Annotated in this window: 18 protein-coding genes; 11 read left to right on the top strand and 7 right to left on the bottom strand. The window is 71.7% G+C overall.

Annotated elements, in window-relative coordinates:
- Positions 1-7: 7 nt before the first annotated feature.
- Together ACOJV9_RS15210 and mobA are read right to left on the bottom strand one after the other, a co-directional pair.
- Positions 8-988, bottom strand: coding sequence for an NAD(P)H-quinone oxidoreductase (locus ACOJV9_RS15210; protein ID WP_420186069.1), 981 nt, complete (start codon positions 986-988; stop codon positions 8-10).
- Positions 985-1545, bottom strand: coding sequence for a molybdenum cofactor guanylyltransferase (gene mobA, locus ACOJV9_RS15205; protein ID WP_420186068.1), 561 nt, complete (start codon positions 1543-1545; stop codon positions 985-987). Before mobA ends, ACOJV9_RS15210 begins: the two co-directional genes overlap by 4 nt.
- Positions 1546-1617: 72 nt before the next feature.
- Here mobA and ACOJV9_RS15200 point away from each other — a divergent pair, with 72 nt between their 5' ends.
- The 4 genes from ACOJV9_RS15200 (at position 1618) to ACOJV9_RS15185 (ending at position 6722) form a co-directional block, all read left to right on the top strand.
- Positions 1618-3093 (top strand): alkaline phosphatase PhoX, encoded by a 1476-nt coding sequence (locus tag ACOJV9_RS15200; RefSeq protein ID WP_420186067.1) that lies wholly within the window; start codon positions 1618-1620, stop codon positions 3091-3093.
- 159 nt (positions 3094-3252) lie between these two features.
- Positions 3253-4530 (top strand): MFS transporter, encoded by a 1278-nt coding sequence (locus ACOJV9_RS15195; protein ID WP_420186066.1) that lies wholly within the window; start codon positions 3253-3255, stop codon positions 4528-4530.
- A 181-nt stretch (positions 4531-4711) separates the two neighbouring features.
- Positions 4712-6130 (top strand): MFS transporter, encoded by a 1419-nt coding sequence (locus ACOJV9_RS15190; protein WP_420186065.1) that lies wholly within the window; start codon positions 4712-4714, stop codon positions 6128-6130.
- Positions 6131-6140: 10 nt separating this feature from the next.
- A complete protein-coding gene (locus ACOJV9_RS15185) occupies positions 6141-6722 on the top strand; it encodes a universal stress protein (RefSeq protein ID WP_420186064.1) in 582 nt (193 codons plus the stop codon).
- Between the two features lie 69 nt (positions 6723-6791).
- Here the strand turns inward: ACOJV9_RS15185 and ACOJV9_RS15180 are convergent, their stop codons facing one another.
- From ACOJV9_RS15180 to ACOJV9_RS15170, 3 genes are read right to left on the bottom strand one after another with little or no spacing between them, the layout of a single operon-like run.
- Positions 6792-7571: an IclR family transcriptional regulator gene (locus tag ACOJV9_RS15180; protein WP_420186063.1), complete on the bottom strand. Its 780-nt coding sequence runs from the start codon at positions 7569-7571 to the stop codon at positions 6792-6794.
- Between the two features lie 22 nt (positions 7572-7593).
- Positions 7594-8265, bottom strand: coding sequence for a response regulator (locus tag ACOJV9_RS15175; protein ID WP_420186062.1), 672 nt, complete (start codon positions 8263-8265; stop codon positions 7594-7596).
- Positions 8262-9923: a sensor histidine kinase gene (locus ACOJV9_RS15170; RefSeq protein ID WP_420186061.1), complete on the bottom strand. Its 1662-nt coding sequence runs from the start codon at positions 9921-9923 to the stop codon at positions 8262-8264. Before ACOJV9_RS15170 ends, ACOJV9_RS15175 begins: the two co-directional genes overlap by 4 nt.
- 107 nt (positions 9924-10030) lie before the next feature.
- Here ACOJV9_RS15170 and ACOJV9_RS15165 point away from each other — a divergent pair, with 107 nt between their 5' ends.
- Genes ACOJV9_RS15165 through rraA form a run of 5 tightly spaced genes read left to right on the top strand, consistent with a single transcriptional unit; the run spans position 10031 to position 14063 of the window.
- A complete protein-coding gene (locus ACOJV9_RS15165; RefSeq protein ID WP_420186060.1) occupies positions 10031-11050 on the top strand; it encodes a Bug family tripartite tricarboxylate transporter substrate binding protein in 1020 nt (339 codons plus the stop codon).
- A complete protein-coding gene (locus tag ACOJV9_RS15160) occupies positions 11047-11610 on the top strand; it encodes a tripartite tricarboxylate transporter TctB family protein (protein ID WP_420186059.1) in 564 nt (187 codons plus the stop codon). Before ACOJV9_RS15165 ends, ACOJV9_RS15160 begins: the two co-directional genes overlap by 4 nt.
- On the top strand, positions 11610-13187 hold the full coding sequence (locus ACOJV9_RS15155; protein WP_420186058.1) for a tripartite tricarboxylate transporter permease: 1578 nt from the start codon (positions 11610-11612) through the stop codon (positions 13185-13187). The genes ACOJV9_RS15160 and ACOJV9_RS15155 overlap by 1 nt, the downstream gene beginning before the upstream one ends.
- 1 nt (position 13188) lies before the next feature.
- On the top strand, positions 13189-13587 hold the full coding sequence (locus tag ACOJV9_RS15150) for a universal stress protein (RefSeq protein WP_420186057.1): 399 nt from the start codon (positions 13189-13191) through the stop codon (positions 13585-13587).
- On the top strand, positions 13584-14063 hold the full coding sequence (gene rraA / locus ACOJV9_RS15145; protein WP_420186056.1) for a ribonuclease E activity regulator RraA: 480 nt from the start codon (positions 13584-13586) through the stop codon (positions 14061-14063). Before ACOJV9_RS15150 ends, rraA begins: the two co-directional genes overlap by 4 nt.
- Before the next feature lie 23 nt (positions 14064-14086).
- Here the strand turns inward: rraA and ACOJV9_RS15140 are convergent, their stop codons facing one another.
- A complete protein-coding gene (locus ACOJV9_RS15140; RefSeq protein WP_420186055.1) occupies positions 14087-14524 on the bottom strand; it encodes a MarR family winged helix-turn-helix transcriptional regulator in 438 nt (145 codons plus the stop codon).
- 82 nt (positions 14525-14606) lie between these two features.
- Here ACOJV9_RS15140 and ACOJV9_RS15135 point away from each other — a divergent pair, with 82 nt between their 5' ends.
- Together ACOJV9_RS15135 and dacB are read left to right on the top strand one after the other, a co-directional pair.
- Positions 14607-16490, top strand: coding sequence for an ABC transporter ATP-binding protein (locus ACOJV9_RS15135; protein WP_420186054.1), 1884 nt, complete (start codon positions 14607-14609; stop codon positions 16488-16490).
- 62 nt (positions 16491-16552) lie between these two features.
- Positions 16553-17908 carry a D-alanyl-D-alanine carboxypeptidase/D-alanyl-D-alanine endopeptidase gene (dacB, locus tag ACOJV9_RS15130; RefSeq protein ID WP_420186053.1) on the top strand — a complete coding sequence of 452 codons (1356 nt, stop codon included), beginning with the start codon at positions 16553-16555 and terminating at the stop codon, positions 17906-17908.
- Positions 17909-17963: 55 nt separating this feature from the next.
- Here the strand turns inward: dacB and ACOJV9_RS15125 are convergent, their stop codons facing one another.
- Complete coding sequence (locus tag ACOJV9_RS15125) at positions 17964-18263, bottom strand: DF family (seleno)protein (RefSeq protein WP_420186052.1); 300 nt, start codon at positions 18261-18263, stop codon at positions 17964-17966.
- Positions 18264-18284 lie beyond the last annotated feature (21 nt).

Raw genomic sequence — 18284 nt, 5'->3', positions numbered from 1 at the left:
GCGTCGGTCAGCGGGGCAGCAGCAGGATCTTGCCGATGTGCCCGCTGGCCTCCATCTCGGCGTGTGCCGCGCTCGCGTCGGAGAGGGGGTGGCGCGAGGAGATGACCGGCCGGACGCGGCCGTCGGCGACGAGGGGCCACACGTGCTCACGGACCGCGGCGACGATGGTCGCCTTCTCGGCGAGCGGCCGGGCGCGCAGCGAGGTGGCGATGACGGCGCCGCGCTTGCGCAGGAGCATGTTGATGTCGAGCTCGCCCTTGACGCCTCCCTGCAGCCCGATGATGACGAGGCGTCCGGCGGTGGCGAGGGTGTCGACGTTGCGGGGAAGGTACTTGGCACCCATGTTGTCGAGGATGACGTCGGCGCCGTGGCCGTCGGTCGCGGTGCGAATCTCCTCCACGAAATCCTGCTCGCGGTAGTTGACGAGCACCTCGGCGCCCAGCTCGCGACAGGCGTCGAGCTTCTCCTGCGATCCGGCGGTCACCGCGACCCGGGCCCCCACCTCGCGCGCCAGCTGGATCGCCATGGTGCCGATGCCCGACGACCCGCCGTGCACGAGGAAGGTCTCACCGGGCTGGAGGTTGGCGGTGAGGAAGACGTTGGACCAGACGGTGCAGGCGACCTCGGGCAGGGCGGCCGCCTCGACGAGGCCGATGCCGGCAGGGACGGGAAGCACCTGGCCCGCCGGCACGACGACCTGCTCGGCGTAGCCGCCGCCGACGAGCAGCGCGCAGACCTCGTCGCCGACGACCCACTCGCCCACGTCGACGCCGACCGCGTCGACGACACCGGACACCTCGAGCCCCGGGATCTCGGTCATCCCCGGCGGCGGGTTGTAGTGGCCCATCCGCTGCATGACGTCGGCCCGGTTCACGCCGGCGGCCGCCACGCGGATGCGCACCTCGCCGGGCCCCGGCTCCGGGGTCTCGACGTCGCTGAGCACGAGGGCCTCGGGGCCGCCCGGCGTCGGGATGGTGATCGCCTTCATGGCCCCAACGTACGACGGGCGACGGTGAGGTCGTCCCGGGTGTCGATGTCGCGCACCGCGAAGGACGCCTTCACCAGCCGGTGGGGAAGCGCGAGCAGGGTGCGTGCGGCCCGACCCGAGGGATCCGCGGGCATCGCGTCCCTCAGCGCGTGGGTGCGGTAGGCGGCGAGCAGCGGGTTGGCCCGTCCCTCGCCGTCGTTGAGCACCGCCGCCGAAACGGTCGAGTCGGCTGACAGCGCGGCCACGAGCAGGGGCAGCACCTCACCTGCCCTCGGCGTGTCCCCGGGGGCGAGACAGACGACGTCGGTGTCCACGACGGCCAGCCCGGCCGCGACCCCGGCGAGCGGTCCGCCGCCCGCCGGCGACTCCCGGACGAACCTCGCAGGGACGGGGACGGCACGCGAGGGGCCGACGACCACGAGCGGCCAGGCGGGCGGCATACCGGCCAGGCAGTGGTCGAGCACCGACCTGCCACCCAGGTCGGCGGCGAGCTTGTCGGAGCCGAACCGGCGTGACGAACCGCCGGCCAGGACGAGGACGGTCGCGGAAGCAGTCACGGAACCATTGTCGACGGTCGGTGCGGCCGCATACGTTGGACCGACCCCCCACGACAAAGGAGTCGAACAGACATGGCAGTTGAAAGACGCACCGTCCTCAAGGGTGCCGCCGTCGCCGCTGGCACGGCCGCCCTCGGCGGACCCTTCCAGGGGCTCGTGGCCGGACCGGCCGGAGCACTGGGCGCGCCGGCCTTCCGCGCGCTGCGCCCCATCGCGGACCAGCGCGACGGCAAGGTGCGGCTGCACCTGCCGGAGGGCTTCTCCTACCGGTCCTTCCACGACACCGAGACACCGGTGACCCTCGACGACGGCACCGTCCTTCCGGGTCGCCACGACGGCATGGGCGCGTTCGAGGGACCCGGCGGCACCGTCACCCTCATCCGCAACCACGAGGTCAACAACCCGGTGGCCGCGCAGTTCGGTCCCCTCGGCGACCACACGTACGACCCCCGCGCCGGCGGCGGCTGCACCCACGTCGACGTGAGCGAGGAGGGCCAGGTCGCCCACTCCTACACCGCGCTCAACGGCACGATGATGAACTGCTCCGGTGGCCAGATGCCCTGGGGCGCCTGGGTCACCTGCGAGGAGACCGTCAACGGACCCGACGTCGGACCCGACTTCACGGGCACCTCGAACGTCCCGCTCACCAAGCCGCACGGCTATATCTTCGAGGTCCCGGTCGACGGGCGCTCGAACGGCGAGCCGATCACGCGGGCGGGCCGCTTCCCGCACGAGGCGGTCTCCTTCGACCCGCGCGAGGGTCGCCTCTACCTCACCGAGGACAACTTCGCGTTCCCCTCGGGCTTCTACCGCTACACGCCCGGGACCAACCCGATGGAGTCCGGGAGCCTCGACAACGAGGGCACGCTCCAGATGCTCGCCGTCAAGGGCCGTCCCAACGCCCACCTCGAGGCCCACCAGCCCAAGGGTGCCGTCTACTCCGTCGAGTGGGTCGACATCGACGACCCGGACCCCGAGTTCCCCTACACCCCCGGCCAAGCGGCGCCGACGCCCAACGACACGGCGCTGCAGTACGTCGGCAAGCAGGGCCGGGACAGGGGAGCGGCCGGGTTCTCCCGACTCGAGGGTCAGGTCTACGACAACGGCGTCGTCTACTTCACCTCCACCCAGGGTGGCGGCCCGGCCGAGACCGGGGACGAGCTGATCAACGGCTACGGCAACGGCTTCGGCCAGGTGTGGGCCTACGACCCGCGGTCCGAGAAGCTGCGCCTCGTCTACCAGTCGCCGGGCAAGGAGACGTTCGACCTGCCCGACAACATCACCGTGAGCGAGCGGGGCACCCTCGTCGTCTGCGAGGACAGCACCGGCGACAACTACCTGCGCGGCCTGAGCCGTGGTGGCCAGCTGTGGGACATCGCCCTCAACCGGCTCACCGTCGGCGGCTCACCCACGGGCGCCCCGCGCTTCGGCGACGAGTTCGCCGGGTCGACGTTCAGCCCGGACGGCTCGACGCTCTTCGTCAACATCCAGGCCTCGCGCGGCATGTCGTTCGCGATCTGGGGCCCGTGGGAGCGCATCGGCGTCTGAGGCTGCGTGCTCGACCCCGTTGCTCCGCCCGTCGAGATCGGGTGACACGCCGAGGCCCCCGGCCTCGGACCCGCGTGTCGCCCGATCTCGACGAATGGAAGCGGCGCCGGACGCCAGAAACCGGTGGCGCCGTGTCGGTCCCGGGGGGACGCTGGTCGGGTGACCGACCTGACCGAACGGCAGCTGCCGCGCGCCCTGACACCCTTCCGTGGCGCGGCGTACCGGCGGCTCGCGATCGCGCTGGTCTTCACGACGTTCGCGAGCGGCCTCTGGGCAGTAGCCCTCGTGTGGGAGGTCGTGCGCATCGGGGGAGGGGCCTCGCAGCTCAGCGTCGTCGCGACCTCGACGGCGCTCGGCGTCATCCTCCCGGCGCTGCTCGCCGGTGTCGCGGCCGACCGCATCCCGCAGAAGCGGATCCTCCTCACGGTCGCCGGGATCGAGCTGGCCTGCATGGCGACGGCGGCGACGTTGTCGCTCAGCGGGGTGACCGCGCTGTGGATGCTGGCCGTCATCGGGTTCGTCAACGGGTCCGCGCTGGCGTTCTACTACCCCGCCTACACCGCGTGGCTGCCGGCGCTGGTCGACGAGCGTGACCTCATGGCGGTCAACGGCTTCGAGGGTGTCGTGCGCCCGACGATCGGTCAGGCCATCGGGCCGGCCGTGGCCGGTGCGGCGGTCGCCGCAGCCAGCCCGGGCTTCGCGGTGAGCCTCGCCGCCGGGTCGGTGCTGCTCGGGCTGCTCGCCCTGGTCGCGGTGCCGGAGACCCCGTTGCGCCGCCAGCTCGACGACCACCACGCCCTCCACCCGATCCGCTCGGCGGCGACCGACATGCGGGAGGGGTTCGGCTACATGGTGCGGACCCCGTGGCTGCTCGCGACGCTGCTCTTCGCGAGCCTCATGGTGCTCGTCGTCATCGGCCCGCTCGAGGTGCTGCTGCCCTTCCTCATCAAGGACCGCCTCGGCGGAGGCCCTCGCGAGCACGCGTGGGTGCTCGCGGCGTTCGGTCTCGGCGGGGCCGCCGGCTCCCTCGTCATGGCCTCGCTGCGCATGCCGCGCCGCTACCTCACGTGGATGAACCTCATGTGGGGCGTCGGCACCGTGCCGCTCGCCGTCATCGGGTATGCCGGCCAGCTCTGGGTCGTCGTCGGCGGTGCCTTCGTCCTCGGCGCCTGCTTCTCGGCGCCGACGGTGATCTGGGGGACGCTCCTGCAGCGTCGCGTCCCGCCGCCCCTCATGGGACGGGTGTCGAGCCTGGACTTCTTCGTCTCGATCAGCCTCATGCCGGTCTCGATGGCGGTCGCCGGTCCGGTGTCGGACGTCATCGGCCTGCGACCGACCTTCCTCATCGCCGGTCTCGTCCCGACGGTTCTCGCGGTGGTCGCGATCCTGTGGGCGCGGCTGCCGGCGGACGAGCTGGCCCACCCGCTGCGCGACTGACGCCGCCCGACGGAAAGATTGCCTTGGCTCCAGAACCTGCAGGTCAGGGCCGTGCGTCGTAGCGTGACATCCGGTCGACGGAGGGTCGGCCCGTCACGTCACACGGGGAGGTCGCATGTCCACGGCAGAGGCAGCAACCCAGAAGGCAGAGAAACCGGTCAGAAGTCTGATTCCGGCCCGCATGCACGACATGCCGTGGGGCCGCTTCCACTGGATGGTGATCTTCGGGCTCGGCACCGCCTGGGTCCTCGACGGCCTCGAGATCCAGATCGTCGCCGCGGGTGGGTTCGAGAAGTCCCTCGACATGAGCGCCGCCGACATCGGCCTCGCGGGCTCGGTGTACCTCCTCGGTGAGGTCGTCGGCGCGCTGCTGTTCGGGCGAATGACCGACACCCTGGGCCGCAAGAAGCTCTTCACCCTGACGCTCGTCCTCTACCTCGTGGCCTCCGGGCTGGCCGCGTTCTCACCGAACATGTGGGTCTTCCTCGTGCTGCGCTTCGTCGCCGGCATGGGCATCGGTGGCGAGTACTCCGCGGTGAACTCGGCGATCGACGAGCTCATGCCCGGTCGCTTCCGTGGCCGGGTCGACCTGGCCATCAACGGCACCTACTGGTTCGGTGCCGGCATCGGTGCCTTCGCCAGCCTCTTCCTGCTCGACACCGAGCGGTTCGACGAGAACATCGGGTGGCGCATCGCCTTCCTCATCGGTCCCATCCTCGGTCTGGCGATCATCTACCTGCGCCGCCACATCCCCGAGAGCCCGCGTTGGATGGTCACGCACGGACACCACGAGGAGGCCGAGCGGATCGTCTCCCGGGTGGAGCAGGAGGTGCAGGCCGCCGGCAAGACGCTCCCGAAGCTCGACGAGGAGAAGGACGGCGTGTGGCTCAAGCCGCGTGAGGGTCTGACCCCCCGGCAGCTGGCCTACGTGTTCTTCACGCTCTATCCCAAGCGGACGGTGCTCGGCGCGACGCTGATGATCACGCAGAGCTTCCTCTACAACGCCATCTTCTTCACGTACTCCCTGGTGCTGCAGAACTTCTACGACCTGGACGCCTCGGGCGCGGCGATCTACTTCTTCCCGTTCGCCCTCGGCAACCTGCTCGGCCCGCTCCTCCTCGGCCCGTTCTTCGACACGGTCGGCCGGCGCAAGATGATCGGTGGGTGCTACGCCTTCGCGGCGATCGTGCTGGCCGTCTCGGCCTTTTTCTTCCAGGCCGACGCCCTGACCGCGACGACGCACACGGCGTTCTGGTGCGTGGCGTTCTTCTTCGCCTCGGCCGGTGCCTCCGCGGGCTACCTGACCGTGTCGGAGATCTTCCCGCTCGAGGCGCGTGGCCAGGCGATCTCGTACTTCTTCGCCACGGCGCAGATCTTCGGCGCCATCGGCCCGGTCTTCTACGGCTGGCTCATCGGCGAGGGCGAGGACCGGACCCCGATGTTCTGGGGCTACCTCATCGCCTCCGGGATCATGCTCATCGGCGCCGCCGTCGCGGCGGTGTGGGGCGTCGACGCCGAGGGCAAGTCCCTCGAGGAGATCGCGCCACCGTTGAGCAGCTTCGACGAGCACGGCAACGAGACCATCAAGCTCCCGGTCTGAGGAGGTCGCCATGACGGAGCAGCAGCAGAGCAACCCCGACGACGAGCGAGAGCTTCAGCCGTACACGGTCGTCGTCGGCGTCAGCGCGACGTCCAAGTCGCCGAAGGCGTTGGCCTGGGGTGCCGCTCAGGCGGCGCAGAACAACGGGCGCCTCGTCGCGGTCCGGTCCTGGCGTCTCACCGGGCCACCGGGGACGACCTCCGGTGCGGCTGCGGCGCGGGTGACCGACGAGAGCGACGTCGACCGGGCCGAACGGGCAGCGCTCGCTGCCGACGTGGCGCACGTGCTGGGCCCCGACCACGGGGCGGAGCTCCAGTGCGTCCGCGGCGGCAAGCGCAAGGTCCTGCTCGCGGCGGCCGACGGCGCGGACCTGCTCGTCGTCGACGCGCCGCGGACCTTCACCGGTGCGCCGATGTTCGCCCAGCGGCTCGTCTACGCGGCGGCCTGCCCGGTCGTCGTCATGCCGCCGAGCATCTCCGCCGAGCCACCCGGTGTCCTCGCGCGCGCAGGCCGGGCGGTGGGCCGGGCCGCCGTCCGGTCGGCCGGGCTCGCCGGGCGCCCCGGCTACCGCCCGCCGATGGTCCGCGACTGACTGCTCTCGCGCCACGTACCGCACCGTAGGAGGGGGAATTCCCCCTCCTACGGTTCGGTAGGTCGGGGGTCAGCGGGTGCGGGAGGGCCGCGCGTGGCCGTGCAGGCGGACGGACACGTCGTCGGCGGCCTGGCGGACGGCAGCCACGAGCCGGTCCGGCTCGCCCTCGTCGACGATCTCCACCCGGAACGTCACCGCCACCGCGGCGACCGGGTGGCCGCTGTGGTCGAGGACCGCCACCGCCACGGACTTCAGGCCGGCCGTGATCTGGCCGTCCTCGACGGCGTACCCCCGGGCGCGCACCGACTGGAGCAGGCTGCGCAGCTGCGTCGTCGTGGTCGGCCCGCGACCGTCGCGCTGCACGAGGGACTCGGCGTGCGGGAAGATCGCCCGCACCTGCCCCGCCGGCAGCGCCGCGAGCATCGCCAGGCCGGTCGCCGTGAGCGTCGCCGGCAGCCGGATGCCGACGTCGGAGACGAGCACCGGCCCCCGGGGTGCGCGTTGCTCGATGACGTAGAGGACGTCGCGGCCGTGGAGCACGGCGAGGTGGGCGTTGTGGGCGGTCGTGTCGACAAGCCGGTTGAGAGTGGCGCGCGCCATCCGCTGCAGCGGTGCCTGGCGTCCGTAGGCCGATCCCAGTTCGTATGCCGCGACGCCCAGTCCGTAGCGCCGCTCGCCCTCGAGGTGGGAGACGTAGCCGCGGTCCCGGAGAACGCCGAGCAGGTGGTAGGTGCTCGAGCGGGGGAGGCCGAGCTCCCGTGCGACGGTGGCCGCGGGGAGGGGCTCGCCGCGGCGAGCGAGGAGCTCGAGCACGTCGAGGGCATGGGCCGCGCCCGGGACATTGACCACGTCGCCCAGTGTGGCAGCCGGGTCAGGCACCCCAGCGGTAGCGGCGTTCGGGGCGGCCGGCGTTGCCGTAGCGCAGCGAGACCTCGGCCCGGCCGACGCTGCAGAAGTACTCGAGGTAGCGGCGGGCACTGACCCGGCTCAGGCCCACGCGGGCGGCCGCCTCGGACGCCGAGAGGGTGCCTCCTGCCTCACGCAGCGCCGTCTCGACCAGCCCCGCCGTCTCGGCACTCATTCCCTTGGGCAGGTCGGCGGCTCCGCCGGGTCCACGGGGCCACAGGACCCGGTCGATGTCCTGCTGGCCACGCAGGTCGTCCGCGGCGAAGACCTCGTGCTGCGCGGCATACCGTTCGAGCCGTTCACGGAGGTCCTCGAAGCCGAACGGCTTGAGGACGTAGTCGACGACCCCCTGCCGGCGGGCGCCACGCACGGCGTCGACCTCGGTCGCGGCGGTGATGACGATGACGTCGCACTCCGCGCCGTCGGTGCGCAGTCGCGCGAGGACGTCCAACCCGAAGAGATCGGGCAGGTAGAGGTCGAGCAGCACCAGGTCGGGTCGCAGCTCCTCGACCATCGTCAGGGCGTCCGAGCCGGTGTGCGCGACCCCCACCACCTCGAAGCCGGGCGTGCGCGTGACGAAGCCGTGGTGCACCCGGGCGACCATGAAGTCGTCGTCGACGACGAGCGCCCTGATCATCGGACCGGCTCCACGACCGGAGCGATGCCGAGGCGGGCCGTGAACATGGCCCCACCCTCCTGCGCGCTGCCCACCTGGACCTCACCGCCGCGCCGCTGGCACACGAGGCGGGTGAGCGCGAGACCGATGCCGCGCTCACCGCTGGTGGCGGCCTTCGTCGTGAAGCCGTGGGTGAAGACTTCCGCGGCGACCTCGGGGGAGACGCCCGGACCGGAGTCGGAGACGGCGATCTCGACGCTCGCGGCGTCGTGCCGGATCTCGACCGAGACCCACTGGCCGGGCTGCCCGCCGCTCACGGCGTCGAGCGCGTTGTCGACGAGGTTGCCGACGACCGTGGCGACGTCGACCGAGTCCTCGGGCTGGAGGCGGCCGAGCGAGGTCTCCTCCGAGATGCGCAGCTCGACGCGTCGCTCGGACGCGATGGACGCCTTGGCCATGAGCAGCGCCGCCACGGCGGGGTCCTGGACGCGGCTGTTGACGAGGAGGTCGAGCGAGTGCCGGCGCTCGGTCACCGCGTCGACGAAGCGCACCACCTCGTCGTACTCGCCGATCTGGATGAGGCCGCTGATGGTGTGCAGCTGGTTGGCGAACTCGTGGGTCTGGGCGCGGAGCAGCTGGGCCGTGCTGCGGAACGACCCGAGCTCGCGCTCCAGGGCGGCCAGCGCCGTGCGGTCGCGCAGGGTGGTGACCGTGCCCAGGTGCCGCCCGTCGCGGACGACGCGCATCCGGTTCATGACGAGGACCCGGCCGCGGCGGATGACGACGTCGTCGCGGGGCAGGTCCTCCATGCCGTCGCGGTCCTCGTCACCCGCGCGCCGACCGCTGTCGTCGCCGGTGAGGACCTCCAGCAGCCTCCCCTCGACGCGGAGGTCCCTGAGGCTCATGCCGATCGCGTGCTCGGGCAGGTCGAGCAGGCGTCGTGCCACGTCGTTGACGAGGGTGATCCGCTGCTGCGGGTCGAGGGCGACGACGCCCTCGGCTATGCCGTGCAGCAGGGCCTCGCGGTGCTCGGCAAGGCCGGTGATCTCACGCGGCTCGAGGCCGAGGGTCTGGCGCTTGATCCGGCGGGCGAGCAGCCACGAGCCCGCGACCCCGAGCGCGAGGGCGATGCCGAGGTAGGTGAGGAGATAGGACGAGGCGCCGCGCAGGCGCTCCCACACGGAAGGGAACGCCTCGGCGATCATCACCGTCCCGAGGTGCTCCCCGACGCGGTCCGCGTCGAGGCTGAGCACCGGGACCTGGCTGACGAGGAACCGCCTGTCGCCGATCGTCATCGTCCCCGACCAGCTCGCCCCGGTGTCGACGTTCGTCGTGCCCAGCGGCATCGGGCGGGTCTCCTGGAGCGGGTCGGTGGAGACCCGCACGTTCTCGTCCTCGTCGGCGATGGTGACCGAGGTGACGCTCGACTGGGTGACCGTCTGCAGCGCCAGGGTCGCCAGGCCGGTGCGCTCCTCGGGGACCTGGAGGTTCGAGCGCACGAGCGGGTTGGCGGCGGTGAGCTCCGCCAGCGCCGACACGCGGCGCCCCTCGACCCGCTCGAAGGTGGCCTGCGACTGGGCCAGCGAGACCCCGCCCACGCTGACGAGGACCAGCAGGATGATGCCCAGCTGGAGGAAGAGGAGCTGCCCCGCGAGGGTCCGATGGCGCAGGGCACGCATGACCACTATGAACTCAACCTTCACTGCCGACAGAAGGGCGACAGACCGCATCGCCGGGGGAGACGATTCTCTCGCTCTCCCCTCCCCCCGCGAAAGAGGCCCCACCGATGAGAACTCGTATCCCCGGTCTGGTTGCCGCCGCAGCCGTGGCCTCCATCCTCCTCAGCGCCTGTGGCGCGACCGCCGAGAAGGACGCCGACACCGGCTCCTCCGGCGCCAGCAGCGCCGACAGCAAGCCGGCCACCGGCCTGCAGATCATGGTCCCCAACGCCCCGGGCGGCGGCTACGACACCACCGCGCGTACCGCAGCCAAGGTGCTCGAGGACTCCAAGGTCACCGGCTCGGTCCAGGTGTTCAACCTGCCGGGCGCCGGCGGCACCGTCGGTCTCCAGCGGATCGTCAACGAGAAGGGCAACGGCAAGCTCGCGATGCAGATGGGCCTGGGCGTCGTGGGTGCGGCATACACCCAGAAGTCGCAGGCCACGCTCGGTGACACCACCCCGATCGCCAAGCTCATCGAGGAGGCCGGCGCCATCGTCGTGCCCAAGGATTCGCCCTACCAGGACATCAACCAGCTCGTCGACGCCTGGAAGGCCGACCCGAAGAAGCTCGCCGTCGGTGGCGGCTCCTCCCCGGGCGGTCCCGACCACCTGCTCCCGATGCAGCTCGCCAAGGCGGTCGGCATCGACCCCAAGCAGGTCAGCTTCGTGTCCTACGACGGTGGCGGCGAGCTCCTCCCCGCGCTGCTCGGCAACAAGATCGCGTTCGGGGCCAGCGGCTTCGGCGAGTTCCTCGACCAGGTCGAGGCCGGCGAGGTCCGCGTCCTCGCGGTCACCAGCGAGAAGCCGATCGAGGCGCTCAAGGACGTCAAGACCCTCAAGGACCAGGGCATCGACCTCGTCTTCACCAACTGGCGCGGTGTCGTGGCTCCTCCCGGCATCACCGACGAGGACAAGCAGGTCTGGGTCGACGCCCTCACCAAGATGCACGAGTCGGAGGGCTGGAAGGCCGAGCTGACCAAGCGCGGCTGGACCGACGCCTTCGCCACCGGTGACGAGTTCGGCACCTTCCTCAAGGACCAGGACGCCTCGGTCGCCGAGCTCCTGAAGTCCCTGGGCCTGGCATGAGCGAGCAGCACCCCGAGATCCGCGTCGGGAACGGAGCGACGGCCTCGGCCGTCGCTCCGGCCGGCGAGGGTCGGCAGGCCAAGGACCCGGCGCAGTACGCCCTGTGCGCTGCGCTCGCGCTGCTCGGCGCCTACGTGCTGTTCGACGCGAGCGGCATCGCGGACGTCGCGACGAGCAACGACCCGCTGGGTCCCAAGCCGATGCCCATCCTGCTCGGGGTGCTGCTCATCATCGTCTCCGTCTTCTATGCCGTGGACGTCTGGAAGGGCGGCACCGGCGACGCCGAGGAGGGTGAGGACATCGACCTCTCCACCCCGGTCGACTGGCGCACCATCGGCCTGCTCATCGCCGCCTTCGGCGTCAACGCCCTGCTCATCGAGCCCCTCGGCTGGGTGATCAGCGGGGCGCTGCTCTTCGAGGGCTGCGCCTTCGCGCTGGGCAACCGGCACCACGTCCGTGGCCTGGCGATCGGGGCGGTCCTCTCCCTCATCACCTTCTACGCCTTCGCGATCGGCCTCGGCGTCAACCTGCCAGCCGGCATCCTCCAGGGAATCCTCTGATGGACAACATCACCAGCCTCCTCGGTGGCTTCGGCGACGTCCTGTCGCCGATCAACCTCCTCATCGCCCTGCTCGGCGTCACCGTCGGCACCGCCGTCGGGGTCCTGCCCGGCATCGGGCCGGCCATGACCGTGGCCCTGCTGCTGCCGATCACCTACGGCCTGGAGCCGATCCAGGGCCTCATCCTCTTCGCGGGCATCCTCTACGGGGGCATGTACGGCGGGTCGACCACCTCGATCCTGCTCAACACCCCGGGGGAGTCCTCGTCGGTCGTCACGGCCATCGAGGGCAACAAGATGGCCAAGTCCGGCCGGGCCGCCCAGGCGCTCGCGACCTCGGCCATCGGCTCGTTCGTCGCGGGCACGCTCGGCACGCTCGGCATCGTCTTCCTCATGCCGCCGGTCGTGAAGTTCGCGGTGAGCCTCGGCGCCCCCGAGTACCTCGCGATCATCCTGCTCACCTTCACCGGGGTCACCGCCGTCCTCGGCGCCTCGCGCATCCGCGGCCTGACCTCGCTGCTGCTCGGCCTCACCATCGGCGTCGTCGGCATCGACTTCGTCACCGGCCAGCAGCGGCTCACCGGCGGGCTCCCGCAGCTCGCCGACGGCATCGACATCGTCGTCGTCGCGGTCGGCATCTTCGCCGTCGGCGAGGCGCTCTGGGTCGCCGCCCACCTCCGTCGCAAGGCCGGTGAGGTCATCCCCGTCGGGCGTCCGTGGATGGGCCGCAAGGACTGGTCCCGCTCCTGGAAGCCCTGGCTGCGTGGCGCCGCCCTCGGGTTCCCGTTCGGCGCCCTCCCCGCCGGTGGCGCGGAGATCCCGACGCTGCTGTCCTACACGGCCGAGAAGAAGCTCTCCAAGCACCCCGAGGAGTTCGGCCACGGCGCGATCGAGGGCGTCGCGGGTCCGGAGGCGGCCAACAACGCCTCGGCCGCCGGGACCATGGTGCCCCTGCTCGCCCTCGGCCTGCCCACCAACGCCACCGCGGCGATCATGCTCGCGGCGCTGCAGGGCTGGGGGATCGAGCCGGGTCCGCTGCTCCTCAACAAGGAGCCCGAGCTCGTCTGGGCGCTCATCGCCAGCCTGTTCGTCGGCAACACGATGCTCCTGCTGCTCAACCTGCCGCTCGCCCCGGCCTGGGCCAAGCTGCTCCAGATCCCGCGTCCCTACCTGTATGCCGGCATCCTCTTCTTCGCCTCCATGGGTGCGTATGCCGTCAACTCGCAGCCGTTCGACCTGTGGCTGCTGCTCGTGCTGGGTCTGCTCGGCTTCGCGATGCGGCGCTTCGGGCTCCCCGTCCTGCCGCTCATCGTGGGAGTCATCCTCGGCCCGCTCGTCGAGCGCCAGGGTCGCCGTTCGCTCCAGCTCACCGGCGGTGAGCTCGACGGGCTCGTCGGCGGACCGGTGGCCTGGGTCTGCTACGTCCTCATCGTCCTCGCCTTGGTCTGGCCGCTCGTCAGCCTGGTCCGCCGGCGCCGTGGCGGCAGCGGCACAGGTGGGCGCGGTCCCGACGACCGAGGACCCGACGACCTGGCGAACGCCAGGGCCGGCTACAGCATGAACTCATCGGAGGCCTGACATGACCGTGCTCGTGGGGTTCGTCCCCAACCCGCTCGGAGAGGCGGCGCTGACCGCGGCCGTCGCGGAGGCCCGTCGTCGTGACGAGCCGCTGCTCGTCGTCAACATGTCGCGTGACGACGTCCTCGTCGACGCACGCCGCGCGGGCAACGAGCAGCTGGACCTCGTGCGCCGCGACCTCGAGGACCTCGGGCTGGAGTTCGAGGTCCGCCGGGTCGAGGAGGGCGGCGACGCCGCCCAGGTGATCCTCGACGTGGCGGAGTCCGACGGCGCGTCGGTCATCGTCATCGGCCTGCGCCACCGCTCGCCGGTGGGCAAGCTCCTCCTCGGCTCGGCCGCCCAGCGGATCCTCTTGGACGCGACGTGCCAGGTCCTCGCGGTGAAGGAGAGCCGGGCGTGAGCGAGACCTCACCGGCCACGGCCGACCTCTACGACGAGCACGGCGACGCGCTCCAGTCCTGCTCGGTGCAGCTGCGCCACTACGGTGGCCGGTCCTCCTTCTCCGGCACCATCAGCACCGTGCGGTGCCACCGCGACAACGCGCTGGTCAAGGCGGCGCTCGCCGAGCCGGGCGAGGGCAAGGTCCTCGTCGTCGACGGAGGCGCCTCCCTGGAGTCCGCGCTCATGGGTGACCTCATCGCGGCGTCGGCGGTCGAGCACGGCTGGGCCGGTGTCGTCATCCTCGGCGCGGTGCGCGACGTGGCCGCCATCCGCGAGCTCCCCCTCGGGGCCCTCGCCCTCGGGTCCAACCCCCGCAAGAGCGCCAAGGACGGCGTCGGCGACCGTGACGTCACCGTGTCGTTCGGCGGCGTGGACTTCGTCCCCGGGCAGACGCTCTGGGCCGACGAGGACGGGATCCTCGCGACCCGGCCCTGACCCCGGGACGCGCCGACGTCCGGTCAGCGGTCGTCGACGAGGCGCCCGAGGATCCGCGCCAGCGCTTCGCGGTCGCGCTCGCTGAGGTCCGCGAAGTAGCTCTCGTGGTCGGCGCGACGGGCCGCGTCGAGCTCGTCGAGCACCGTGCGGCCCCGTGCCGTGAGGGACACACTGGTCGCGCGGCGGTCGCTCGGGTCGGGCGCTCGTGCCACCAGCCCGCGTTCCTCCAACGCGTCGACCACGTCGGTCACCGACCGCGGGGCGATGCGCAGGTGCTGCGCCACCACGCCCGGCCGGGTGGGCTCGTGCTGTCCGATGACGCGCAGCGCCCGGGACTCGTGCGGCGTCAGGCCCCACGGCTCCAGCGTCGTCGCGAACCAGCGTCGCAGGCCCCGGGCCACCTGCATGACGAGCTCCCCGAGAGGGGGGTCGGACGGCTCGGTCGAGGGGGCGGACGGCATACGGGAATGCTAGCTGCACTTCTTCTGTTTGGCTCATTGTGAGTTAACCTCACTAATGACTTCGACAGAAGGGAAGGAGCCCATGACGGTTCCCACCACCATCGACACCCCCAGGGACGCGCAGTCCCGTCTCCCCGGCGGCAAGGGCTTCGGTGGCGGGCGCGGGGGCAGCGCTCCCATGAAGGTCGACCCGCAGGATCTCGCGCAGCTGGAGCTGGCTCCCGTCCCGCTGCGCCGCGTCACCGCGCTCTTCCGCGGCTTCGGCCGCCCCATCGGCATCGTCACCGCGATCATCGTCCTCACCTCCGCCGTCTCCATGGCCCAGCCCTTCCTCGTGCGCGAGGTCGTCGACGTGGCCATCCCGCAGCAGGACGTGCGCCTGCTGCTGCTCGCCGTGGGCGCCATGCTCGCCGTCGCCGCGACGACCCAGGTCCTCGGCGTGGTGCAGACCTGGATGTCCACGGGCGTGGGGCAGCGGGTCATGCACCGCCTGCGCACCGACCTCTTCGCCCACCTCCAGCAGCAGTCGCTCGGGTTCTTCACCCGCACGCGCGCCGGCGAGGTCCAGTCCCGGCTCACCAACGACATCAACGGCATGCAGGGTGTCGTCACGACCACGGCGACCTCCATCGCCTCCAACCTCACGACCGCCGTCGCCACCTCGGCCGCGATGGTCGCCCTTTCCTGGCGCCTCTCGCTCCTGTCGCTGCTCGTCATCCCGCCCGCGGTGTGGATGACCCGCAAGGTCGCGCTGATCCGCCGTGAGGTCACGGCCCGCCAGCAGTCCCGCCGGGCCGACCTCAACGTCCAGATCGAGGAGGGACTCTCGGTCTCCGGTGTCCGCCTCTCCAAGACGCTCGGCGCCGGCCGACGTCACGCCGAGCGGTTCGCGTCCACGTCCTCGGAGCTCGTCGACCTCGAGCTGCGCTCACAGCTCGCGGGTCGGTGGCGCATGGCGACGATGCAGGTCGTCTTCGCCGCGATCCCGGCGCTCATCTACCTCGTCGCCGGGCTGCCCGCGACCTCGGGCGGCATGACGATCGGCACGCTCATCGCCTTCACCACCCTCCAGGCGGGCATCTTCCGCCCCCTCATGGGCCTGCTCAACGTCGGTGCGCAGTGGGTCTCGTCGATGGCGCTGTTCTCGCGGGTCTTCGAGTACCTCGACCTCATCCCCGACGTCGCCGCCCCCACCGCGCCCGTCGCGCTCGACCCGGGGCGCGTGCGCGGCGAGGTCCGCTTCGAGGACGTCTCCTTCCGGTATGCCGGTGACGCGCCCCTCGCGGTCTCGTCCATCTCCGCGGTGGTCCCGGCCGGCGGGTCGCTCGCCCTCGTCGGCCACACCGGCTCGGGCAAGTCGACGCTCGCCTCGCTCGTCGCCCGGCTGCACGACCCCACGTCCGGTCGGGTCACCATCGACGGGGTCGACCTGCGCGACCTCGACCCCGAGGTGCTCGCCCGCATCGTCGGTGTCGTGTCGCAGGAGACCTACCTCGTGCACGCCTCGATCCGCGACAACCTGCTGCTGGCTGCTCCCGACGCGACGGAGGCCGAGCTGTGGCGCGCCCTCGGTGCGGCCCAGGTCGCGGACCTCGTCGCGTCGCTGCCGGACGGGCTCGACACCCTCGTCGGCGCCCGGGGCCACCGCTTCTCCGGCGGTGAGCAGCAGCGCCTCGCTATCGCCCGCACCATCCTGCGCGCCCCCCGGGTCCTCGTCCTCGACGAGGCCACCAGCGCCCTCGACAACGACACCGAGCGTGCCGTGCAGAAGGCCCTCGACGAGCTGGTCAGGGGCCGGACGACGATCACCATTGCCCACCGGCTCTCGACCATCCAGGGCGCCGACGAGATCGCGGTCCTCGACCACGGGCACATCGTCGAGCGGGGCACGCACCACGAGCTGCTAGAGCTCGGTGGCCGGTACGCCGCCCTGGAGGGCTCGCCGGCGTACGCGGAGGCGGCGTGAGCGCGGCTGCTGACTAGTTCTCCAGCGCGCGCATTCTCATCATTCGTGCCATCCTCCTGCCCATGCGCGAGACCAGAGCCCCCCGGATATTCCTCAGTGGGCTGGCTGGCCTGCTGACGACCACGGTCCTCGTCGCCGGTGGCGCCGCCCCCACCTCGGCGGCCGGCAGCACGTCCGAGAAACGACCGCGTCAGGTCTCGCGCGTCCTGGAGTCGCAGGCGCCGCTCGACTCCCGCCGGGACGTCCTGCGCGACTGGCAGCTGACGATCTCGCGCCCGCCGATCTCCGGCACGGTCCTCAACCGCCTCAGGACCGCCGGTCGCGACGAGGCCCTGGGCAGTGCCGTCAGTGCCGTCGTGCTCGACGCGGCCACCGGACGGGTCCTCTACAGCCGCAACGCCGACCTGGCCCTCATGCCGGCCTCGGGCCAGAAGCTCGCCACGGCCTTCACCGCGGTGCACACGATGGGGCCCGATGCGAGGTTCCGCACGGAGGTCAGGGCGAGCCCGGCGCTCGACGTGCTCCACCTCGTGGGTGGCGGTGACCCGGCACTGACCTCCACCCAGCTCAGGACGATGGCCGCCTCGGCCAGGGACGCGGTCGTCGGCGCGGGCCGGACCTCGGTGTCCCTGCGCGTCGACGACGACCTCTTCCCCCTGCCGACCAACGCCACCGGCTGGAAGACGAGCTACGTCCCCGGCGACGTGGCACCGGTCCGGCCGCTCGTGGTCGACGGCCGCAACGTCCTCGACACGGCGCTCGACGCCGGCACCGTCTTCAGGAACGAGCTGGTGCACCTCGGCGTCGCCGTGTCCTCGTACGCACGAGGCTCCGCGCCGGCTGGCACGGTGCCGGTGACGGCCGTCGTCTCACCTCCGGTGTCGGCCCTGGTGGCGCGCACGCTCAAGGTCTCCGACAACGACTACGCCGAGGCCCTCCACCGCCAGTCCGCGCGCACCGCAGGCAAGGCGGCCACCTGGACGGCAGCCGGTGCCCACACCGTGTCGACCCTGAAGGCCAAGGGGACACAGGCCAGCGGCGTCGTCGTCCACGACGGATCCGGGTTGTCACGAGCCGACCGCACGTCGGCCACCGCGCTGACCAGCCTGCTCCTCGCGGCGTCACGGTCCAGCACGGTCAGCTCCGTGTTCTACGCCGCCGACGCGATGCCCACGGCGGGCGTGTCGGGGACGCTGGCGACGCGATTCGCCCAGCCGGACACGCGATGCGCCCGGGGCAAGGTCCGCGCCAAGACCGGCACGCTGAGCGACGTCACCGCGTTGTCGGGCACGGCATACGGCGTCGACGGCAGGCAGCGCATCTTCTCGGTCGTCGTCAACGGGGCCCCCGACATGGCGGCGGCGCGGTTCGCGATCGAGCGCTTCGCCACGGCCGCGACCGGCTGCGACCCCGCCTGACGCCGCGGTCGCACACCGAGCAGGAGCGCCCCCGCGATGCTCGCAACGAACCGCCTCATCGCAGCACCTCCATGAACTGTTCGACCGTGGGGGAACCAGCCAAGCCCTTCGGCCCCGCATAGACCCGACAGGCGAACCCGACCCTCTCGTTGCCCGTGGCGAAGGGGTCGCGACCATCCACGCGGACCGTGGGAGACCCGGTGAACCTCAGGCGCTCCGCGTGCTCGGGGCTGCGGACCTCGATCCGGTTCACGGCGACCTCGCTCCGACCGACCCGGGACATCGCAGCCCTCAGCCGCTCCTCGGCGGTCGCCGCGTTCGGACAGCCCGCGAAGTACATGAGCTCGATTCTCACCCCCTCATGATGGGCCGCGAA

Source organism: Knoellia terrae, from assembly GCF_048606435.1.
GTDB classification, from domain to species: domain Bacteria; phylum Actinomycetota; class Actinomycetes; order Actinomycetales; family Dermatophilaceae; genus Knoellia; species Knoellia terrae.
Note: the sequence above shows the minus strand (reverse complement) of the source record. Positions and strands in the feature narration are given on the sequence as shown.